This window comes from Streptomyces sp. NPDC038213 (genome assembly GCF_055600495.1).
The window spans coordinates 243,798-263,082 of record NZ_JBVJYM010000003.1; the positions used below are offsets into that span (position 1 = coordinate 243,798).

Here is a 19,285-nt window from a genome sequence, read left to right on the forward strand (position 1 = left end):
CACGCACATGGCCGAGTCCGCCGCCCCCGGCGCCGATCCGAAGCCCGCCGCCCCCGCCGCCCCCGCGACCGGCTCCGCCGCGGCCGCCCGCCGCGGCCGCAGGGCCCGCTCCCGGCTGCTCCCGCCGCCCGCCTGGTGGCCGCTGCCCGCCTGCGCCGTCCTCGGCCTCGCCGCGGGGACCGCCTACGGGGTCCTGAAGGCCCCCGAGTACGCCGCCACCGGCTACGTGGTCGCCGTGCCCGCCGAGGGCACCGACCCGGCCACCGCCCTCGGCTTCTCCCAGGCGTACGCCCGGATCGCCACCGGCCAGGCCACCCTCGCCTACGCCCAGCCGCGGGCCGGCGTCCCCGCCCGCGAACTGCGCACCCGCGTCCGGGCGGAGACCTCCCCCGAGTCCCCGATGATCGCGATCACCGGCACCTCCGGGCGGGCCGCCGAGGCCGCCGACATCGCCAACGCCGTCGCCGACGCCCTGACCCTCAGCAGCAACCAGCAGGCCAAGAACACCGGGGTGCGGCTGCTGCTGTTCAGCGAGGCCGTCACCCCCACCGACCCCGCCTCGCCCTCCGCCGCGATCAGCGGGGCCGTCGGGCTCTGCGCCGGCGGGCTGCTCGGCGGACTGGCCCTGCTGGCGCTGCCCCGGGCCCGCCGCCAGGAGCCCGCCGCGGCCGCCGCCGGTCCCCGGCCGGCCCCCGCCGCACACACCAGCCTGCCCGCCCCCGCCCAGGGCGGGGCCGCCGAAGCCGCCGCGGCCGCCGCCGTGAAGGAGCCGGTGCGATGACCACGTGCTCCACGGGGGCGCCCCGCGGGCCCCGGGAGCTGTCGGTGACCCTGTGCCGGGACCCGAGGCAGTTCGCCGGGCTGGAGGAGGCGTGGAACCGGCTGCTGCGCGGCTGTCCGAGCGCCACGCCCTTCCAGAGCCACGCCTGGCTCCACTCCTGGTGGCTGTCGTACGGCAAGGAGGGGCGGCTGCGGATCGTCCTGGTCCGGCGGGCCGGGGTGCTCGTCGGCGCGGCCCCGCTGATGCTGGTGCACCGGCCGCTGCCGCTGCTGGTCCCGCTGGGCGGCGGGATCACCGACTACTTCGACGTACTCGCCGACGAGCGGTACGCCGCCGAGGTGCTGCCCGCGCTCGCCGGCGGGCTGCACGAGGCCGCGCGGGGCGCGGTGGTGGACCTCCGGGAGGTGCGGCCGGGGGCCGCCGTGGAGCGGCTGGCCGAGGCCTGGCCGGGGATCACCGGCAGCCTCCAGGACTCCTCCTGCGCGGAGTTCCCCGTCGTGCCCTTCGACGAGCTGGTCAAGCGGATGCCGTCCTCCGGGGCGCAGCGCACCCGCGCGAAGGTCCGCAAGATCGACGCGCTGGGCATCGAGGAGCACCAGGTCTCGGAGCACGAGGTGCCGGGCACGGTGAAGACGATGCTGCGGCTGCACGAGAAGCAGTGGCGGGGGCGCGGGGTGACCCCCGAGCACCTGCGGCCCCGCTTCGCCGAGCACCTGACCCGGGCCACCCGGCGGATGGTGCGCAGCGGCGACGCCCGGCTGACGGAGTTCCGGCTGGAGGGCCGGGTGGTGGCCGCGACCGTCACCCTCATGTCGCCGGGGCTCAGCGGCGGTTACCTGTACGGGGCCGACCCGGAGCTGCGGGCGAAGAAGGTGGACGTGGCCACGATGCTGCTGCGCCACGAGGCCCGGCACGCCCAGGCGGAGGGCCGGGGCGTGCTGAGCCTGCTGCGGGGCAACGAGCCGTACAAGAACCACTGGCGCCCCGAGACCGTGGTCAACCGGCGGTTCCTGCTGGCCCGCAGCTCGCACCTGCCGCTCCTGCGCCTGTACGAGTCCCAGCTGACCGGTCGCGAGCGGGCGGTCAGCGCCCTGAGGGAGGCGCTGCCCGCCGCCCGCGACTGGCGGAACCGGATCAACGAGTGGCGTGCGGACGGTGCGAGGCACTGATGGGCGGAGCCGTGCCGGCGGGCCTGCTAGAAGGGCCAGTACTTGTCGTCCGCGTCCCAGTCGACGCTGACGCAGACCTTCTGCCTGCCCACCAGCTTGGACAGCCAGTCGCTGAAGTCGACGGGGACGCACCACTCCTTGCGGTTGGCGGGCGGCACCGGCGGCTTCGGCGGCTCCGGGGGCTCGACCGGCTTCGGCGGGAACACGGGCGGCACGGAGACGCCGGGGCTCGGGACCACGGGGCTCGGGACGACCGGGCTGGGGACCACGGGGCTCGGAACGACCGGGCTCGGCAGGGCGGGGCTCGGGGCCACCGGGCTGGGGACGACCGGGCTCGGGACCACCGGGCTGGGGACCACCGGGCTCGGGACCACAGGGCTGGGGACCACCGGGCTGGGCACGACCGGGCTCGGGACCACCGGGCTCGGGACCACCGGGCCGGGGCGGACCGTCAGGGAGTCCTTGAAGACCTTGGAGGAGCGCGGGTTCTGGCTGCACTGCCAGACGCCGTGCGGGCAGTAGTCCGTGATCGTGTGGTAGAGCGGCTTGTGCTGCTCGATCCACGCGAGCATCCGCCGCATGTACTCGGGGTTGTCCCCGTGCCGGAACAGCCCCCACTCGGGGTACGAGATCTGCTTGCCGTGCGCCTTCGCGAAGTCCACGTGCTGCTGGAGCCCGTACGGCTGGCTGATCTGCTCGTCGAAGGTCCGGCCCGGCGCCTGGTCGTACGAGTCCATCCCGATGATGTCGACCACGTCGTCGCCGGGGTAGCAGCGGGTCCAGCCGATGGCGTCCGTACCGCGGTTCGGGGCGAAGTCGAAGCGGAACTGCTGTCCGGGGACCGCGCGCATCGCCGTCACGATGCGCCGCCAGTACGCCTTCCAGTTCTCCGGGTCGGGCGCGCACCGGTGGGTGTAGGTGATGCCGTTCATCTCCCAGCCGAGCACGATCACCGTGTCCGGGACGCCCAGGGAGACCAGGCGCTCGGCGAGCTTCGTGAAGTGCCGGTCGAAGCGGCCCTCGGCGCCGGCCCGGATCAGCCGGGCTACCTCGTGGTCCGGGACCCCGGCCTCGTTGCGCTCCTGCATCGGCACGTTCAGGACGAACAGCCGGTCCTCCTTCGCCCGGCGCCATTCGGCCCAGTCCCGGACGAACTCGGACTTGCCCTCGATGTTGGCCCACAGGTCGCCGGGCAAGTAGGTGTGACCCACGCGCAGTTCGCGGCCGCCCAGCCAGGCGGACAGCTGCTGCATCCGGGCCACGCCCGGTGCCCCGTAGTGGAGGTAGGCACCCACTGCGGTTCCCGAAGACCGGGCGGCCTCGTCCTCGGGGGCGGCGATCGCGGCACCCGTGGCGAGCAGCCCGGCCGTGACCGTGCCGATGCAGGTGCACACCAGTCTGCGGCGTGGTTTGGGCATGGCGTCTCCTGAGCTTTCCTGGCTCCCTGAATCGGTGCGCTTGACAACGACGTTAGGCATCAAATCCGACTAATGGCCTGTCTGGTGGCCCCGAGGTAGGCCATTCGCGACTGCGCACACCCTCTGCTTGGCCCGACTAGGTGAAAGACCCGTTTCATGCACGTGTTCGCCACGGATGTGCCCGTACTGCTCCTCAGGCTCGACCCGAACCCCTTCCACCACGGAACCCTCGGCGCCGTCAGATCCCTGGGCCGCGCGGGCATCGAGGTGCACGCCCTGGTCGAGGACGGGGGCGGGCCGGTGTCCCGCTCGCGCCACCTGCGCGCCTCCCACCGAGGCCCCGGCGGCGACGGTTCGCCCGAGGCCCTGGCCGCCAGCCTGGTGCGCGCCTCCGAGCGCATCGGGCGCCCGGCGGTACTGATCGCCATGGACGACCGCAGCGCCATCACCCTGCCCGCGATCACCCCCCGGCTGACGGACCGCTACCTGTGCCCCCGCCAGCCGCCCGAACTCCCGCTGAGCGTCGCCGACAAGGCCGAGCTGGCCGGGCTGTGCGCCCGCTGGGGCGTCGGACACCCGGAGACGGCCGTGCCCGGCAGCGCCGCGGAGGCCGCCGCGGACGCCTGGCGGCTCGGCCTGCCCGTGATCGCCAAGTGGAGCCGCCCCTGGCTGCTGCCCGCCGGGACCGGGCTGCGCAGCACCACCCTGATCGCCACGGCCGCCGAGGCCCGCAGGCTCTACGAGCGGCGGGAGGAGGCCGGCAGCCGGCTGCTGCTCCAGCGCTACCTGCCCGGCGGCCCCGGCACGGACTGGTTCTTCCACGGCTGCTTCGCCGCCGGGGGCCGCCCGCTGCTCGCCGGCTCCGGCCGCAAGGAGCTGTCCTGGCCCGTGCGCACCGGGCTGACGGCCATGGGCCGCTGGCTGCCCGAGCCCGCCGTCGAGCGGGCCGGGCTGCGGCTGGCGGAGCGCCTGGGCTACGCGGGCATCCTCGACCTGGACTTCCGCCGCGACCCGCAGGGCAACCCCCGGCTGCTGGACTTCAACCCGCGGCCCGGAGCCCAGTTCCGGCTGTTCACCGACACCGCCGGGCTGGACCTCGTACGGGCCCTCTACCTGGACCTGACGGGGCAGCAGGTGCCGCGCCGGGCCGGGGGGCCGGGCCGGGTCTTCGTCGCCGAGAACTACGCCCTGCTGGCGGCGCTCGCGGCGCCCCGGTCGGTGCCCGGCCGCGGGGGCGGGGGGCCGGTGGAGCCCGCCTGGTTCTCCGCCGGGGACCCGCTGCCCTTCCTCGGGATGGCCGGGGCCCTCCTCGGCCGGGGGGCGCAGAAGGGCGGCGCCCGGGTCTGGTCGGCGCTGCGCGGGATCCCCGCCCAGGGCCGCCGCGGCGCCCGGGCCGCCGTACGGGCGCCCCGGCAGCGCGGCGGGGAGGACACCCCGGCCGCCCAGGCGGACCACAGCCGCGACGGTTCCGGGCGCGCCCCGGCCGCGCGATGAACGGGGCCGCGGACCGGTCCCGGCCGGAGTACCGAGAGAAGGGGACGCGCATGGGGGCGCTCATGAAGCAGACGGACGACCTCGTGGTGGTCGGGGCGGGCCCGTACGGGCTGTCGGTCGGCGCGCACGCGGCCGCGGCGGGGCTGTCCGTACGCGTCCTCGGCCGGCCGATGGCCTCCTGGCGCGACCACATGCCCGACGGGATGTACCTGAAGTCCGAGCCCTGGTCCTCGAACCTGTCCGCACCCGGCGGGGCGCACGGGCTCGCCGCGTTCTGCGCGGAGCGGGGGTTGCCCGCCGAGCACGGCCGGCCGCTGCCGATCGGGGTGTACAGCGAGTACGGGCAGTGGTTCGCCCGGCAGGCCGGGCCGCCCGTGGAGGAGCTGACCGTCACCGGGGTGAGCCCGGAGGGGGACGGCTTCCGCACCACCACCGCGGAGGGGGTCGTGCTGGTGTCCCGGGCCGTGGCCCTCGCGGTCGGGGTGATGCCCTTCGTGCACTACCCGCGGGCCCTGCGGGGACTGCCTGCGGCGCACGTCTCGCACAGCAGCGGCCACCGCGACCTGGGCCGCTTCCGCGACCAGGACGTCACCGTGATCGGCGCCGGGCAGGCCGCCCTGGAGACCGCCACCCTGCTGGCCGAGCTGGGCGCCCGGCCCCGGCTGGTGGCCCGCGCGGGACGGCTGCACTGGAACACCCTGCCGCACCCGCTGGAGCGGCCCGCCCTCACCGCACTGCGCAACCCGCACTCGGGGCTGGGCACCGGCTGGCGCAGCTGGGTCTGGTCCGAGCTGCCCTGGGCGGTGCGGCGGCTGCCGGCCGCGACCCGGGAGCGGATCGCGGCCACCGCACTGGGCCCGGCGGGGGCCTGGTGGCTGCGGGAGCGCTTCGAGGGCAGGGTGCCCGTCCTGCTGGGGCACCGGCTCCAGCGGGCCATCGCGGCCGGGTCGCGGACCCGGCTGGGGCTCACCACGGAGGCGGGCGAGAACGTGGTGGTGGACACCGGGCACGTGATCGCGGCCACCGGGTTCGTACCGGACCTGGACCGGCTGGAGCTGCTGGACGCGGGGCTGCGGGCGGGGCTGCGGCGGGTCGGGGGCGGCGGCTCGCCGGAGCTGAGCGCCGGATTCGAGTCCTCGTACCCCGGGCTGTTCTTCGCGGGGCTGCTGACCGCTCCCTCATTCGGCCCTTCCATGCGATTTGTACACGGCGCGGGCTTCGCGGCGGGGAGACTGGTGGCAGGAGTCCGCCGGCGCCTGGGTGCCGGCGGGCGGCGCCCGGGCTCCTCCGGCGCCGGCGGCAGCGCCGGCCGGGCGGGGCTCGGCACCGGGTACCCGAAGTCGTCCATGCGGTGAGAGGGGTTCGCGATGCGCCCGGAGCGGGCACAGGGCCGGGGTTGGGTGCGCATTCCCGCGAGCCGCGGGGAGCAGCCCCCGGCCCGGCCCCGTACGGAGCAGTACGACCAGTCGGAGATCTACTCCTCCCTCCTCAAGCGCTGGCGGGAGGCCGGGCGGACCCTTCCCGGGCATCCTGACGAGGAGTGGGAGCGGCTGATCTCGCAGCCGTGCTGGCCCGGCCCCTGACACCAGTACCGGGAGGTGGTCCATGAGCGAGGCGGAGCCCGGGATCGGGCCGGGCGAGCGGCTGGCCCTGAACCGGATGGGCAGTTTCGTCTGGGACCTGGACCGCGGCACGCTCGATCTCGACGCGGGCGGCATGTCCGTCTTCGACCTGGCGCCGGGGGAGTTCGACGGGACCCCGGAGGGCCTGGGCCTGCGCGTGCCCGAGGACGACGGGGCCCGGCTCTCCGCGGCCGTCGAGGCGGCGCTGGCCGCGGGCGAGTCCTCGTACGGCTCGTACTTCACGGTGCAGCGCCGCGACGGCGAGGAGCAGTGGACGCACACGCAGGGCCGGATCCTGCGGGAGTCCGACGGCTCGGCCCGCCGGATCGTGGGCATCGTCCGCGACGCCACCGCCGAGCTGGCCCACTCCACGCTGCTGCGGAAGCTGGAGGCGGCCCGCGCCAAGCAGACCACGATCGTGCAGCGCACCACCGAGGCCCTGTCGCGGGCGGTCACCGTGGACGACGTGACGGCCACGCTGACCGGCGCGGGGGCCCTGGAGCGGCTCGGCGCGGACGGGCTGGCGCTGGGGCTGGTCGAGAACGGCGCCATCAAGATCATCGCGCTGAGCGGGGAGTCCCTGGAGATCCTCAGCGAGCGCAGGTTCACCCGGCTGGACGGCCAGCTGCCGCTCTCGCAGGCGGTGCTCACCCGGCAGGCACGTTTCGCCACCTCGCTCGGCGCCCTCGGCGAGGAGTTCCCGCTGATCGGGCCGTACCTGGAGCGCATCGAGTACGACGCGGCCGCCTACCTGCCGCTGATCGCCCAGGCCAAGGCCATCGGCGGACTCGTGCTCTTCTACCGGCGGCGCACCGAGTTCAGCCCCGAGGAGCGCAACCTGTGCCTCGGCCTCGCCGGCATCGTCGCCCAGTCCCTCCAGCGGGCCCTGCTCTTCGACCAGGAGCGGGAGTTCGCCACCGGCCTCCAGGCCGCCATGCTGCCGCGCCGCATCCCCGAGATCACCGGCGGCGAGATCGCCGTGCGCTACCACTCGGCCTGGAGCGGCCGGGAGGTCGGCGGGGACTGGTACGACGTGATCGCCCTGCCCCGCGACCGGGTCGGCATCGTCGTCGGCGACGTCCAGGGCCACGACACCCACGCCGCCGCCATCATGGGCCAGCTGCGGATCGCCCTGCGCGCGTACGCGGGGGAGGGGCACCCGCCTTCCACCGTGCTCGCCCGCGCCTCCCGCTTCCTCGCCGAACTGGACACCGAGCGCTTCGCCACCTGCACGTACGCCCAGGTCGACCTGGAGACCGGCGGGGTACGGGCGGTGCGCGCGGGGCACCTGGGGCCGCTGATCCGCCACACGGACGGCCGTACCGGCTGGCCCAACCTGCGCGGCGGGCTACCGCTCGGCCTCGCCTCCGTCTTCGAACAGGAGGAGTTCCCCGAGACCCGCCTCGACCTCGTGCCCGGCGAGACCCTCGTGCTGTGCACCGACGGCCTCGTCGAGGAGCCCGGCACGGCCATCACCGCCGGCATGGACGCCCTGGCCCAGGCCGTCCGCAGCGGCCCCCAGCAGGCCGGGGCCCTCGCCGACCACCTCTCCGACCGGCTCTGGGAGCGCTGGGGCTCCGGGGACGACGTGGCCCTGCTCGTCCTGCGCCGCGCCCCCGACCCCGGCACCCACCGGGCCCCGCGCATCCACCAGTACGTCCACCAGGCCGACCCCGAGGGCCTCTCCGAGGCCCGCTACGCCCTGCGGCAGGCCCTGCGCGACTGGGGGATGCCGGGACTGGCCGACGACGTGGAGCTGGCCGCAGGCGAACTGCTCGTCAACGCCCTCCTGCACACCGAAGGCGGGGCCGTGCTCACCATGGAGGTGCTGCCCGAGCCGGTCCGCCGGATCCGGCTCTGGGTCAAGGACCGCTCCAGCGTCTGGCCGCGCCGCCGCACCCCCGGCGAGGCGGCCACCACCGGGCGCGGGCTGCTGCTGGTGGACGCGCTGGCCGCGCACTGGGGGGTGGAGTCCCGGGGCGACGGGAAGGCCGTGTGGTGCGAGTTCGAGGCGCCGGGGGAGGGCTGAGCGGGACCGCGGGAGCGGAGGGTGCCCGTACGGCTACTCCCGGTTGTGGACCCCCGTCCGCGGGGTGATGATCGGCCCATGGAACGGAACACGCCGTGAGCCGCCCGGCCGGGCGGAGCGCACCGGGGGCGCCGGGGAGGGCGGGGTCGCCGGGCACACCGGCGGAGCCCGGCCCGGGAGCCCGTACCGCCGGTGTCCCGGTCAAGGGACTGCTGGCACTGCTGCTGCTCGTCGCGGCGGGGATCCCCGCCCTCGCCGCGTACGCGGCGGACCGGGCCCCGGAAGGGCCCGGCTGCCGCTCGGTGGCCTACCTGTCGGTGTCCGGGATCGCCCCCGAGTGCCGCTGACGGCAGTCGGCGTGGCCGTCAGCGCGCGGCGGGGGGAGCCGGGTGAGGCCGGTCCCGTCAGCTGCGGTGGTCGTGGAGCACCACCGGGTGCTCGTGCCCGCTGAGGACCCGCGGGGCCGGCAGACCGCCCTCGGAGCCCAGGGTCATCAGCCGGGCGTCCACCCGCGCCGGGCCGTCGTGGAAGCCCATCCGCACCAGCCCGTCCACGGGGCCGCTGCTGCGCCACTCGTGCCAGCGGCCGTCACAGACCGCCTCCGTGCCGTTGAAGCCGATCCGGCGCTCGCTGCCGTGCACGTCCTGGACCAGGCTGCTGGCCACGAAGACCCTCCCTGTGGGTGACACACCCTCGCAGCGGTAGCCGCCGGAAAGGGTGAGGGTCCCGTCGGGCGCGATATGCGCCTCGTCTCGTACGGAGATGTCACCGTCGAAGCCCTGGGCGGCGGCGGGCGTGGCGAAAAGGGCCGTCAGGGCCAGGCAGGCGGCGGCGACTGCGGGAATGCGCATGCTTTTCCTCCGGGATCGTGGGGGCGGCGGCGGGAGCCGTCGAACCGAATTGTGCTGATCGCGTGCCCGGAACTCACCGCAGTCGCCCGTGTCGTTATGGGCATTTGCCCGTGCGGCCGCGTGAGGATGGCCGCACCCAGCCCCGAAGGGACCCCCATGCGACCCCCCACGCGCCCCCTCATGCGGCAAGCCGCCCCCCTCACCCTGGCCTTCCTGCCCCTGCTCCTGCTCGGTACGGCGGGCTGCCAGAGCGCCCCCCGCGCCGAGCTCTCCGACCCGGCCGCCTCCCCCGCCCACGCCCCCGCGGCCCCGGCCGCCGGGGGGAGGGACGCGGGGAAGGCCGAAGGGCGGGGCGCGGGGGGCGCGGGGCAGGGGGACCGGCGCCCCGCCCGCCTCGGAGAGGCCGTCAACCTGCACGGACGCGGGGTCGGACGGCACCTGCAGGCGGTGCTCGACGCGTACGTGGACCCCGCCGTGAGCGCCGAGAAGGGGCGCGCGCCGGCCGAGGGCAGGCGCTGGGTCGGCGCGGACATGGCCTTCGTCAACGTGGGCGGGGCCTCGTACGGGGAGCTCGGGAAGATGTGGGCGATCGACGGCGAGGGGCGCCGCCACCCCGCCGTCAAGGCGGGCCGGCTCACCACCGGCGAGCCGCTCTCCTTTGAATCCCTGGAGGTCGGGGAGCGGGTCGAGGGATGGGTGGTGTTCGATATTCCGGAGAACGTGCGCATTGTTCAGCTCCAGTACCGGGACGCGAACATGCAGCCGAATTCCGGGGAAGGGTTCTGGCATATCTAGGGGTATCTAGCCCGACCAGGTGAACGGCCGCGAAAGGCGCGGGGAAAAGACCACTAGGGTGCGGCGCATGACTTCGACTCACACCGAATCCGCGACCACGCGCGCCGCCCGGCTGGGCACCCTTTCCGTCCTCGCGTGGATCGGCGACCCCGAAGAGGGCCACGACGTCCCGTACCTGCTGGCCTATTCGCTCGGCGACGGCGAGGGCGGCCCCGCCGCCGCCGAGGAGGCCGCCCGCGAGCTGCTCGGGGAGATCGGACTGCCCATCGGCACCGAGGTCCTGGACGGCACCAGCCGCCCCGGCTTCCCGATCACCGTGCTGGTCGAGGCCGAGCAGGCCGCCCTGACCATGCCCGGACTCAACGCCAAGTGCAGCGCCCCGCCGGAGTGGATCGCCGCGGCCGACGAGTCCGGGCAGGTGTACTTCCTCTTCGCCACCCGCCCCTGGCCCGAGGCCCAGCCCGGGCGCCCCGTCACCGCCGACATGCTCCAGGCCTTCGCGGGCAACGAGGCCAACCTGACCAGCAGCGCGCACATCGTGCTTCCGGTGACCAAGCTGCGCAAGTGACCCTGCGCCGCCGCGGCCGCCGGCCGCCGCCGGGCCCCCAGCCCGCCCGGCGGCGGCCGGTCCACCGCGCGGCACGGACTACGGCGTGAACGTGAACTTCAGCGACCGGACGCGGTTGTCGAAGTTCGACCCGGCGAGATCGGGCAGGCCCACCGCGCGCAGGTCCCGCGGGCGGGTCAGCAGCTCCCGGAACAGGGCCTTCATCTCCTGCCGGGCCAGATGGGCCCCCAGGCAGAAGTGCGGTCCGCCGCCCCCGAACCCGAGGTGGGGATTGGGGCTGCGGGTGATGTCGAAGGCGTCGGGATCGGGCCCGAAGACCGCCTCGTCGCGGTTCGCGGAGGCGTAGTACAGCACCACCTTCTCGCCCGGCAGGAAAGTCCGCCCTCCCAGGGTGTGTTCGGCCGCCACCGTCCGGCGGAACTGGATGATCGGCGTGGAGTGCCGGACGATCTCGTCCACCGCCCCGTCCGCGTACGCCCCGAAGTCTGAGACCAGCAGCTCCCGTTGGTCCGGATGATCGGTGAGCAGGGCCAGCCCGTGGGTGATGGCGTTGCGGGTGGTCTCCACCCCCGCCACCATCAGCAGCGAGAAGAACGCCCCCAACTGGCGCGCGCCCAGGGCCTGTCCGTCCACGTTCGCGGTCACCAGCGCGGAGATCAGGTCGTCCTGCGGATCGCGCCGCCGCTCCCGCCCGATCCCCGCCACCATCCGCTGCATCCGGGCCAGCGCGCGCAGCCCCCGGCCGGGCATCCGCAGCCGGTCGGCGAGGCCCCGCTCGACCCCGATGTTCTCGGAGGCGTGGTTGACCCGGTCGGCGATCTCCGGACGGTAGCGCTCCGGGATCCCCATCATGTTGCAGATCACCTCCAGGGGCAGCCGCGAGGACACCGCGGTGACGAACTCCTGCGGCCGCTGCGCCAGCATGTCGTCCACGATCCGCGCGGCCACCGCGTCGATGTCCCGCTCCGCCTGCGCGAGCAGCCGCGGGGTGAAGGCCCGCTGTACGACCTTGCGCAGCCGGGCGTGGTCGGGCCCGTCCAGGTTCACCATCGAGTCCCCGAACAGCGCGCGCACCCAGCGGGCCGGCTCCGGGGTCGTCACCCCCGGGGCGCTGGCGAACACCTTCGGCAGCCGGCTCGCCTCCTGCACGTCGGCGTGCCGGACCAGCGCCCAGTGCCCCCGGCCGCGGCCCTCGGGCACGTACACGGGGGAGTCCAGGGCGCGCAGGGCGGCGAAGTGCGCCAGCCGGTCGGCCGGGGGCAGCTGCCAGAACGCCGGGTCCGCCAGGCCGGGCGCCGTCGGCGCGCCCGCCGGCTGCCCGACTCCCGCCGGTCCCGCCGGCTCGCCCGCGCCCTGTGCCGGGATCCTCATGGCCGTACCTCTTTCCTGTCGCGCGTCCTGCCGCGCGTGTGCCGTCGCGCGTCCTGCCGCTAGAACGCCGCGGGTGCGCGGGAGGTGACGTACGGTGCCGGGCGCGGCGGTCAGGAGGGGACGCGGACGTTCCCGTGGGCGAGGGCGACCCCGACCCCCACCGCGAGGGCCGCGACCAGCCCGACCCACAGCACCCCGTACGAGCCGGTGTACGTGCACGCCAGGACCGCCGCCGCGGTCAGGGGCAGCAGCGCCTGCTGCGCCGGTCCGCTCTTGAAGTGCCGGGAGTGCAGCAGCCAGACGGCGATCAGGAACACCGCCGCCGGCACGGTCACCGCCGCGTTCGCCGCGACCGTGGAGACGTGCGCCTTGCCCACCGCGTGCTCGACGGCCACCTCGATGCCCGCCCCGATCGCCGCCGCCGACCCGAAGATCACGAAGTGCCCGTAGCCCCAGGGGATGGCCTCCCGGTTGGAGCCCAGCCGCTCGTGCACGGGTACGGCGAAGTAGATCCACCAGGCCGCGAACACCAGCAGCAGCCCGCCCGCCGCGATCGGCAGCAGCAGGTCCAGCGCCTCGTGCTCGTCCAGCGCCGACTGCACGGCCACCGTCGCCGCCGCGATGGTCTCGCCGAGCACGATGATCGTGAACAGCCCGTACCGCTCCGCGATGTGGTGCGGGTGCCAGGGGGTCTGGTGGCTGCGCTCCGCGAACACCGGAACGAGCAGCTCCGCCACGACCAGCACCAGGAACAGCCAGCGCCGCGCCCCCTCCGGTGCCCACAGGAGGCCGATCCAGCCCGCCTGGCAGACCACCAGTCCGAGGGCGTACCGCAGCGCGCACTGCCGGGCCGTGCCGGGGCCCTCCGCGGCGGCGGCCCGCAGCCACTGGGCCGTCAGGGCCACGCGCATGACCAGGTAGCCGATGACGGCCACGGTCCAGTCGTTGTCGTTGAACGCCCGGGGGATCCCCGCGGAGTACACGAGCACGCCGGAGATCTGCACCAGGGTCGCGATGCGGTACGGGACGTCGTCCACGTCGTAGGCGGAGGCGAACCAGGTGAAGTTCATCCAGGCCCACCACACGCCGAAGAAGACGAACAGGTAGCCGGTGATGCCGGTGCCGGGGTGGTTCTCCGCCAGCGCGTGCACCAGCTGCCGGCCCGCCTGGGCCACCGCGACCACGAAACAGAGGTCGAAGAACAGCTCCAGCGGGGTGGCCGCGCGGTGCTCCTCGGCGCGGCTGCGAGCGGTCATCGGGAGGTACGCCATCGGCCCAGGACAGCACGGGTACGCGCGCCCGCCCGTACCGGCGCGCGGTCCGGGCGGGCGCCATGCCCCGGGCGGCTGCGCGGGGGCGGGGGAGCCGCTCTGGCGGGGCCGGGCGGGGTCGGCAGGTCGGATCGGGCGGGCGGATCGGGCGGGTCGGGCGGATCGGGCGGGCGGGACCGCAGGCGCCCGCCCGCCGGGACCGGGAGCGGTCAGGCGGCTGACGCGGTACGGGCGGCCGGGGCGGCCGCGGCTGCCCGCCGCGCCACCAGGCGGGCCACCCGGGGGTGGTCCGCGAGCGGCTCGGTGACCGCCCAGGCGCCGGAGGCGGCCAGGGTGCGGGTGAACCGGCCGGGGGCCAGCAGGTGCGCGGCGACCGCGATCCGGCGGTACCCGGCCGCCCGCAGGCGGTCCAGGGACTCGGGGACGGTGGGGGTGGCGGAGGTCAGGTAGGCGGGGACTACGGGGATGGCGGGGACTACCGGGATGGCGGGGGTGGCGGGGGGAACGGGGGCTGTGCGGCTCGTGGGGGCCCGCTCCCCGGGGGCCGGGGAGTTCAGGAGCAGGGACAGCTGGGCCGCGGCCGTCTCCGTACCGGCGTTCCCGCCCGGGCGGGAGGAGCCCGCGCCCGCCACGACCACGGCGTCCGCCCGGGCGTGCGGGCAGATCCGCAGCTCGGCCTCGCGCAGCCGCCCGTACAGCGCGAGCCCGATGTCGGGCTCCCCGCCGAGGCCCTCGGCCAGGACGCAGCCGGTGCCCGCGAGGACTGCCGGGATGTCCACCCGGCGGTGGTAGCCGTCGCCGAGCAGCAGGGGGACCACCACCGCCCCGGGGTGTGCGCGGACCGCCTCGGCGAGGGAGGGCCGCTGGAGGTCGAGGTGGCCGACCAGGGGGCGCACCCCGTGCAGGGAGGCGACGGAGTCCGCGAGGCGGCCGATGGTGGCGGCGGCCGCGGGGACCGCGCTGCCGTGCACGGCGAGTACGAGCATGGGGGTGCCTTCCTCCTCGGCGGGGCGGGCTGATCCGGTTCCGGTCCGGTCCGGTCGGGGCCAGTCCGTTCCGTTCCGGGCCGGCCGGGCGGGGCGGGTCGGGCCCGCCCGGTCCGGTCCGGGTGTCCGTACGGGCGTCCGGGGCGCGGGTGCGGTCCGCCCCGGCCCCGCGCGGGCGGTGCGGATCCGGTCCGGCTGCGGGGGCGGCGGGCGGTCCGGGCGCCCCTGCCCACGCTAGGCCCCGCCGGCGTCCGCGCGGGGGCGTCCAAAGGCCCGGCGGGCGGGTCGCAGGTCCCGGGCGGAAGGGGGTCCCGGGTCCCGCCCGCCGGGGTCCTTTTCGGCGGTCCGGGCCCCGGCGGCCGACCTACGGTCGAAAGCACAGGCACGCGAGGGCAACGGAGAGACCCATGGCGCAGACGCTGGTAGTCATCGGCCACGGCATGGTGGGGCACCGCCTGCTGGAGGCGCTCGCGGAGCGGGGCGCGCTCGCCGCCCCCGGCGCGCCGGACGGCGCCGGCTGGCGGGCCGTCGTCCTCGCCGAGGAGCGTCGCCCCGCCTACGACCGGGTGCACCTGTCCGCCGCCTTCACCGGCACCGGGGCGGCCGAACTCTCCCTCGGGGAGCCCGGGTTCATCGAGGACCACGGCATCGACCTGCGACTCGGCGACCCGGCCGCGCAGATCGACACCGCGGCCCGCACGGTCACCACCGCCTCCGGCGCCGCGGTCCGCTACGACGCGCTCGTGCTGGCCACCGGCTCGTACCCCTTCGTGCCCCCGATCGAGGGCGCCGACGCCGAGGGCTGCTTCACGTACCGCACCCTCGACGACGTCGAGGCCCTCACCGCCTACGCCGCCCACTCCCGCACCGGCGTCGTGATCGGCGGCGGACTGCTCGGGCTGGAGGCCGCGGGCGCCCTGCGGACCCTCGGACTGACCACGCACGTGGTCGAGTTCGCGCCCCGCCTGATGCCGCTCCAGGTCGACGACGGCGGGGCCGCCGCGCTGCGCGCCACCATCGAGTCCATGGGCGTGGCCGTGCACACCGGGGTCGGCGCCGGCGGGGTCCGCACCGACGCCGCGGGCCGCACCCGCGCCCTGCGGCTGACCAGCGGCGAGGAGATCAGCGCCGACCTGGTCGTCTTCTCGGCCGGAGTGCGGCCGCGCGACCGGCTGGCCCGGGAGTGCGGGCTCGCCGTGGGGGACCGCGGCGGCGTGGTCGTGGACGCGCACTGCCGCACCAGCGACCCGTACGTCTACGCCGTCGGGGAGTGCGCGCAGACCGCCGACGGGCGGGTGTACGGGCTGGTCGCCCCCGGCTACCAGATGGCCGAGACCGTCGCGGACGCCCTCGCGGGCGACGGCCGGACCGTCTTCACCGGGGCCGACACCTCCACCAAGCTCAAGCTGATGGGCGCCGACGTGGCCTCCTTCGGCGACCCCTTCGCCCCCGAGGGCCGCGACGGCGCGGTGTCCGTGGTCTTCTCCGACACCCGCGAGGGCGTGTACAAGAAGCTGCTGCTGGGCCCCGACGGCTCCCTCCTCGGCGGCATCCTCGTCGGCGACGCCGGGGCCTACGGCTCCCTCAAACCGCACGCGGGCCGGCAGCTCCCCGCCCCGCCCGAGGCCTTCCTGCTGCCCGCCTCCGGCACCGCGCAGTCGCTGCCCGGCGCCGAATCGCTGCCCGACGAGGCCGTGGTGTGCAGCTGCCACAACGTCACCAAGGCGCAGGTCCGCACGGCGGTCGCCGAGCACTCCCTGACCGACCTCGGCGGGATCAAGAAGTGCACCAAGGCCGGGACCGGCTGCGGCGGCTGTCTCGGCACCCTCCAGGCCGTCCTCGACGCCGAACTCGCCGCCGCCGGGGTCGAGAAGCAGCGGGGGCTGTGCGAGCACTTCGCGCTGACCCGCTCCGAGATCTACGAGACGGTCCGCAGGGAGCGGATCCGCTCCTTCAGCGAGCTGCTGGCGGCCCACGGCAGCGGCGGAGAGGGCTGCGAGGTCTGCAAGCCGGTGGTCGCGAACGTCCTCGGCACCCTCGCGCCCGAACTCGGCCTGCGGCACATCCTGGAGGGCGAACAGGCCTCCCTCCAGGACTCCAACGACCTCTTCCTCGCCAACCTCCAGAAGGACGGCACCTATTCGGTGGTCCCGAGGGTCGCGGGCGGCGAGATCAGCCCCGAGCAGATCGTCGCCCTCGGCGAGGTCGCCCGGGACTACGGGCTCTACACGAAGATCACCGGCGCCCAGCGGATCGGCCTGTTCGGCGCGAGGGCCGAACAGCTGCCGGACATCTGGCGGCGGCTCGGCGGCGCGGGCTTCGAGTCGGGGCAGGCGTACGGGAAGTCCCTGCGCGCGGTGAAGTCCTGCGTCGGTGCCCGCTTCTGCCGCTTCGGGCAGGGCGATTCGATCCAGCTCGCCGTCGACCTGGAGCTGCGCTACCGGGGGCTGCGCACCCCGCACAAGTTCAAGGGCGGGGTCTCGGGCTGCCTGCGCGAGTGCGCCGAGGCCCGCGGCAAGGACATCGGGGTCATCGCCACCGCCAAGGGCTGGAACCTGTACGTGGGCGGCAACGGCGGCGCGGTGCCGCGCCACGCCGACCTGCTGGCCTCCGACCTGTCGGCGGGGGAGCTGTTCGCACTGGTCGACCGGTTCCTCATGTACTACGTGCGCACCGGCGAACGGCTGGAGCGCACGGCGGCCTGGCTGGAGCGCCTCGGCGGCTCCGGGGAGGGCGTCCGGCACCTGCGCGAGGTGCTGGTCGAGGACTCGCTGGGGATCTGCGCCGAACTGGAGGCGCAGATGGAGCGGCACGTGGCCGCGTACGAGGACGAGTGGCAGGCCGTGCTGGAGGATCCGGCGGCGCTGGAGCGCTTCGGGCCCCTGGGCGGGACGGCGGGCCGCGGTGCGGGCGCGGGCGACGGTCCCGGTGCGGACTTCGGGGCGGGGGTGCTGGAGCCGGGCCGCGGGCGGCGGGCCGTCCTCGCGGACGGCACCGAGGCCGCCCTGTTCAAGGACCGCGCGGGCGCCGTGTACGCCGTCGGGAACCGGGACCCGTACTCGGGGGCCGCGGTGATCGCCCACGGGATCATGGGCACGCGCGACGGGGTGCCGGTCGTGGCCTCGCCGATGCACAAGCAGGTCTTCGACCTGCGCACCGGGGTCTGCCTGGACGATCCGCAGGTGGCGCTCCCGGTGGTCGAACTCGGCTGAGCGGGCCGGCCCCGCACGCCCGGCGGACGCCCGGCGGGCGGGCCTGCGCGTGTGGGCCTGCGCGTGTGGTCCAACGGAGTGTGGGCGGCGGGACCTTGTCCCGTCGCCCACGCGACGTTCGCCCCTGACGCGGGGGCCCCGCGCGGGCGGAACCTGGATAGGCAAGGACCCGTCTCAGCCCTCTCAACGTGTCAGGACGCCCCATGAGTTCCGCCACGCAGGAAGCGGTACGACCGCTCACCGCCCCCGACCCGGAGCAGTACCGTCCGGGGCGCACCATCACCGACTGGACCCCGGAGGATCCGTCGTTCTGGCGGTCCACCGGCAAGCGGGTCGCCACCCGCAACCTGTGGATCGCGGTGCCCGCCCTGCTGGTGGCCTTCGTGGTCTGGCAGGTCTGGAGCATCACGGCGACGAACCTGAAGGACGTCGGCTTCGGCTTCAGCCAGTCCCAGCTGTTCTGGCTCACCGCCGTGCCCGGACTGACCGGCGGCACCGCGCGGATCTTCTACACCTTCCTCGGCCCGAGGATCGGCCAGCGCCGGTTCACGGCCCTGTCCACGGTCGTGCTGATCGTCCCGCTGCTGTGGCTGGGCTTCGCGGTGCAGAACCCCGAGACCCCGTACGCCGTGATGATCGGCATCGCCGCCCTCTGCGGCATCGGCGGCGCGAACTTCTCCTCCTCGCTGGCCAACATCGGCTTCTTCTACCCCAAGCAGGAGAAGGGCAACGCCACGGGCATCAACGGCGGCCTGGGCAACCTCGGCGTCTCCGTGGTGCAGCTGCTCACCCCGATCCTGATCACCACCTCCGTCCTGGCGATCGGCGCCGGCCAGAAGAAGGCCGACGGGTCGGAGATCTACCTGCAGAACGCGGCCTTCGTCTGGGTCCCGGTCCTGGTGGTCCTCGCGCTCGTGTCCTGGTTCGGGCAGAACGACCTCAAGGTGGCCTCGACCCCCTTCAGCCAGCAGAAGATCATCTTCAAGCGCAAGCACAACTGGCTGATGACCTGGCTGTACGTGGGCACCTTCGGCTCCTTCATCGGCTTCGCCGCCGCCCTGCCGCTGCTGATCAAGACCACCTTCCCGGACTACTCCGTGGCCACCTACGCCTGGATGGGCCCGGCGCTGGGCGCCCTGGCGCGCTGGGCGGGCGGCTGGATCGCGGACAAGCTGGGCGGCGCGCGGGTGACGATCCTGTCCTTCGTCGGCATGGCCGGCTCGATCATCGGCGTGATCACCTTCCTGCCCTCCGGCTCCTCCCCGGGCAGCTTCTACGGGTTCTTCTTCTGCTTCCTGTCGGCGTTCTTCTTCTCCGGCATCGGCAACGGCTCCACCTTCCGGCAGATCCCGGTGATCTTCCGCAACCAGCACCTGAAGGGGCTGGCGGAGGGCACCCCCGAGTACGCCGCCGCCCTGAAGCAGGCGGAGATCGAGTCGGGCGCGGTCACCGGCTTCACGGCCGCCATCGCCGCGTACGGGTTCTTCTTCATCCCGGCGATGTTCGCCAACTTCGCGGTGACCAGCGCGATGTGGGGCTTCGTGGGCTTCTACGCCAGCTGCGTGGTCGTGGCCTGGTGGTTCTACGCCCGCAAGGGCGCCGAGGCGCCCAGCTAGGGAGTCCGGTGCGGGCCTGCGGGCCGGGTCTGCTGCGGCGGACCCGGCCCGCTGCCGTACCGCCCCGACGAGATTCTTGTGAATGCTTTCACAAGCGCACAG

General features: G+C 75.0%; 16 protein-coding genes. 11 read left to right on the plus strand and 5 right to left on the minus strand.

Annotation, left to right across the window (positions count from 1 at the left end; all coding sequences use genetic code 11):
* Window positions 1–7: 7 nt before the first annotated feature.
* Window positions 8–781: a YveK family protein gene (locus ACZ7JZ_RS06380; RefSeq protein WP_470933810.1), complete on the plus strand. Its 774-nt coding sequence runs from the start codon at window positions 8–10 to the stop codon at window positions 779–781.
* Window positions 778–1,950: a GNAT family N-acetyltransferase gene (locus ACZ7JZ_RS06385; protein WP_470933812.1), complete on the plus strand. Its 1,173-nt coding sequence runs from the start codon at window positions 778–780 to the stop codon at window positions 1,948–1,950. Before ACZ7JZ_RS06380 ends, ACZ7JZ_RS06385 begins: the two co-directional genes overlap by 4 nt.
* A gap of 26 nt (window positions 1,951–1,976) precedes the next feature.
* On the opposite strand, the gene ACZ7JZ_RS06390 is transcribed toward ACZ7JZ_RS06385, so the two are convergent.
* Window positions 1,977–3,368: a glycoside hydrolase family 26 protein gene (locus ACZ7JZ_RS06390; protein WP_470933814.1), complete on the minus strand. Its 1,392-nt coding sequence runs from the start codon at window positions 3,366–3,368 to the stop codon at window positions 1,977–1,979.
* Between the two features lie 156 nt (window positions 3,369–3,524).
* On the opposite strand from ACZ7JZ_RS06390, the gene ACZ7JZ_RS06395 reads away from it, so the two are divergent.
* The 5 genes from ACZ7JZ_RS06395 to ACZ7JZ_RS06415 all read left to right on the plus strand — a co-directional run bounded on the left by ACZ7JZ_RS06395 (window position 3,525) and on the right by ACZ7JZ_RS06415 (window position 8,860).
* Window positions 3,525–4,862, plus strand: a complete 1,338-nt coding sequence (locus ACZ7JZ_RS06395; RefSeq protein WP_470933816.1) for a carboxylate--amine ligase — start codon at window positions 3,525–3,527, stop codon at window positions 4,860–4,862.
* Between the two features lie 62 nt (window positions 4,863–4,924).
* Window positions 4,925–6,217: an NAD(P)-binding domain-containing protein gene (locus ACZ7JZ_RS06400; RefSeq protein ID WP_470933818.1), complete on the plus strand. Its 1,293-nt coding sequence runs from the start codon at window positions 4,925–4,927 to the stop codon at window positions 6,215–6,217.
* Window positions 6,218–6,262: 45 nt separating this feature from the next.
* Window positions 6,263–6,445: a hypothetical protein gene (locus tag ACZ7JZ_RS06405; RefSeq protein WP_470933820.1), complete on the plus strand. Its 183-nt coding sequence runs from the start codon at window positions 6,263–6,265 to the stop codon at window positions 6,443–6,445.
* Window positions 6,446–6,467: 22 nt separating this feature from the next.
* Complete coding sequence (locus ACZ7JZ_RS06410) at window positions 6,468–8,513, plus strand: SpoIIE family protein phosphatase (protein WP_470933822.1); 2,046 nt, start codon at window positions 6,468–6,470, stop codon at window positions 8,511–8,513.
* A gap of 95 nt (window positions 8,514–8,608) precedes the next feature.
* Window positions 8,609–8,860, plus strand: a complete 252-nt coding sequence (locus ACZ7JZ_RS06415) for a hypothetical protein (RefSeq protein ID WP_470933824.1) — start codon at window positions 8,609–8,611, stop codon at window positions 8,858–8,860.
* 57 nt (window positions 8,861–8,917) lie between these two features.
* Here ACZ7JZ_RS06415 and ACZ7JZ_RS06420 read toward each other — a convergent pair whose 3' ends face one another.
* Window positions 8,918–9,364, minus strand: a complete 447-nt coding sequence (locus ACZ7JZ_RS06420) for a DUF6299 family protein (protein ID WP_470933826.1) — start codon at window positions 9,362–9,364, stop codon at window positions 8,918–8,920.
* 156 nt (window positions 9,365–9,520) lie between these two features.
* On the opposite strand from ACZ7JZ_RS06420, the gene ACZ7JZ_RS06425 reads away from it, so the two are divergent.
* Complete coding sequence (locus tag ACZ7JZ_RS06425) at window positions 9,521–10,159, plus strand: DUF4352 domain-containing protein (protein ID WP_470933828.1); 639 nt, start codon at window positions 9,521–9,523, stop codon at window positions 10,157–10,159.
* Window positions 10,160–10,226: 67 nt separating this feature from the next.
* Window positions 10,227–10,727, plus strand: a complete 501-nt coding sequence (locus ACZ7JZ_RS06430; protein WP_470933830.1) for a DUF5949 family protein — start codon at window positions 10,227–10,229, stop codon at window positions 10,725–10,727.
* Between the two features lie 78 nt (window positions 10,728–10,805).
* On the opposite strand, the gene ACZ7JZ_RS06435 is transcribed toward ACZ7JZ_RS06430, so the two are convergent.
* The 3 genes from ACZ7JZ_RS06435 to ACZ7JZ_RS06445 all read right to left on the minus strand — a co-directional run bounded on the left by ACZ7JZ_RS06435 (window position 10,806) and on the right by ACZ7JZ_RS06445 (window position 14,355).
* Entirely contained in the window at window positions 10,806–12,098 is a 1,293-nt protein-coding gene (locus tag ACZ7JZ_RS06435; protein WP_470933832.1) for a cytochrome P450, read from the minus strand.
* 110 nt (window positions 12,099–12,208) lie between these two features.
* Window positions 12,209–13,369 carry a low temperature requirement protein A gene (locus ACZ7JZ_RS06440; RefSeq protein WP_470933834.1) on the minus strand — a complete coding sequence of 387 codons (1,161 nt, stop codon included), beginning with the start codon at window positions 13,367–13,369 and terminating at the stop codon, window positions 12,209–12,211.
* 209 nt (window positions 13,370–13,578) lie between these two features.
* Entirely contained in the window at window positions 13,579–14,355 is a 777-nt protein-coding gene (locus ACZ7JZ_RS06445; protein WP_470933836.1) for a sirohydrochlorin chelatase, read from the minus strand.
* A gap of 407 nt (window positions 14,356–14,762) precedes the next feature.
* On the opposite strand from ACZ7JZ_RS06445, the gene nirB reads away from it, so the two are divergent.
* Together nirB and ACZ7JZ_RS06455 are read left to right on the plus strand one after the other, a co-directional pair.
* Window positions 14,763–17,567, plus strand: coding sequence for a nitrite reductase large subunit NirB (gene nirB, locus ACZ7JZ_RS06450; RefSeq protein ID WP_470933838.1), 2,805 nt, complete (start codon window positions 14,763–14,765; stop codon window positions 17,565–17,567).
* Window positions 17,568–17,770: 203 nt separating this feature from the next.
* Entirely contained in the window at window positions 17,771–19,183 is a 1,413-nt protein-coding gene (locus tag ACZ7JZ_RS06455) for a NarK family nitrate/nitrite MFS transporter (protein WP_470933840.1), read from the plus strand.
* The last annotated feature ends 102 nt before the right edge of the window (window positions 19,184–19,285 follow it).

Bases quoted from the DNA above. Each gene is read 5' to 3' on its own strand.
- ACZ7JZ_RS06430 (WP_470933830.1), top strand. From the start codon at position 10,227: ATGACTTCGACTCACACCGAATCCGCGACCACGCGCGCCGCCCGGCTG.
- ACZ7JZ_RS06395 (WP_470933816.1), top strand. From the start codon at position 3,525: ATGCACGTGTTCGCCACGGATGTGCCCGTACTGCTCCTCAGGCTCGAC.
- ACZ7JZ_RS06420 (WP_470933826.1), bottom strand. From the start codon at position 9,364: ATGCGCATTCCCGCAGTCGCCGCCGCCTGCCTGGCCCTGACGGCCCTT.
- ACZ7JZ_RS06440 (WP_470933834.1), bottom strand. From the start codon at position 13,369: ATGGCGTACCTCCCGATGACCGCTCGCAGCCGCGCCGAGGAGCACCGC.
- ACZ7JZ_RS06400 (WP_470933818.1), top strand. From the start codon at position 4,925: ATGAAGCAGACGGACGACCTCGTGGTGGTCGGGGCGGGCCCGTACGGG.
- ACZ7JZ_RS06435 (WP_470933832.1), bottom strand. From the start codon at position 12,098: ATGAGGATCCCGGCACAGGGCGCGGGCGAGCCGGCGGGACCGGCGGGA.
- ACZ7JZ_RS06425 (WP_470933828.1), top strand. From the start codon at position 9,521: ATGCGACCCCCCACGCGCCCCCTCATGCGGCAAGCCGCCCCCCTCACC.
- ACZ7JZ_RS06390 (WP_470933814.1), bottom strand. From the start codon at position 3,368: ATGCCCAAACCACGCCGCAGACTGGTGTGCACCTGCATCGGCACGGTC.
- ACZ7JZ_RS06380 (WP_470933810.1), top strand. From the start codon at position 8: ATGGCCGAGTCCGCCGCCCCCGGCGCCGATCCGAAGCCCGCCGCCCCC.
- ACZ7JZ_RS06455 (WP_470933840.1), top strand. From the start codon at position 17,771: ATGAGTTCCGCCACGCAGGAAGCGGTACGACCGCTCACCGCCCCCGAC.
- ACZ7JZ_RS06385 (WP_470933812.1), top strand. From the start codon at position 778: ATGACCACGTGCTCCACGGGGGCGCCCCGCGGGCCCCGGGAGCTGTCG.
- ACZ7JZ_RS06445 (WP_470933836.1), bottom strand. From the start codon at position 14,355: ATGCTCGTACTCGCCGTGCACGGCAGCGCGGTCCCCGCGGCCGCCGCC.
- nirB (WP_470933838.1), top strand. From the start codon at position 14,763: ATGGCGCAGACGCTGGTAGTCATCGGCCACGGCATGGTGGGGCACCGC.
- ACZ7JZ_RS06410 (WP_470933822.1), top strand. From the start codon at position 6,468: ATGAGCGAGGCGGAGCCCGGGATCGGGCCGGGCGAGCGGCTGGCCCTG.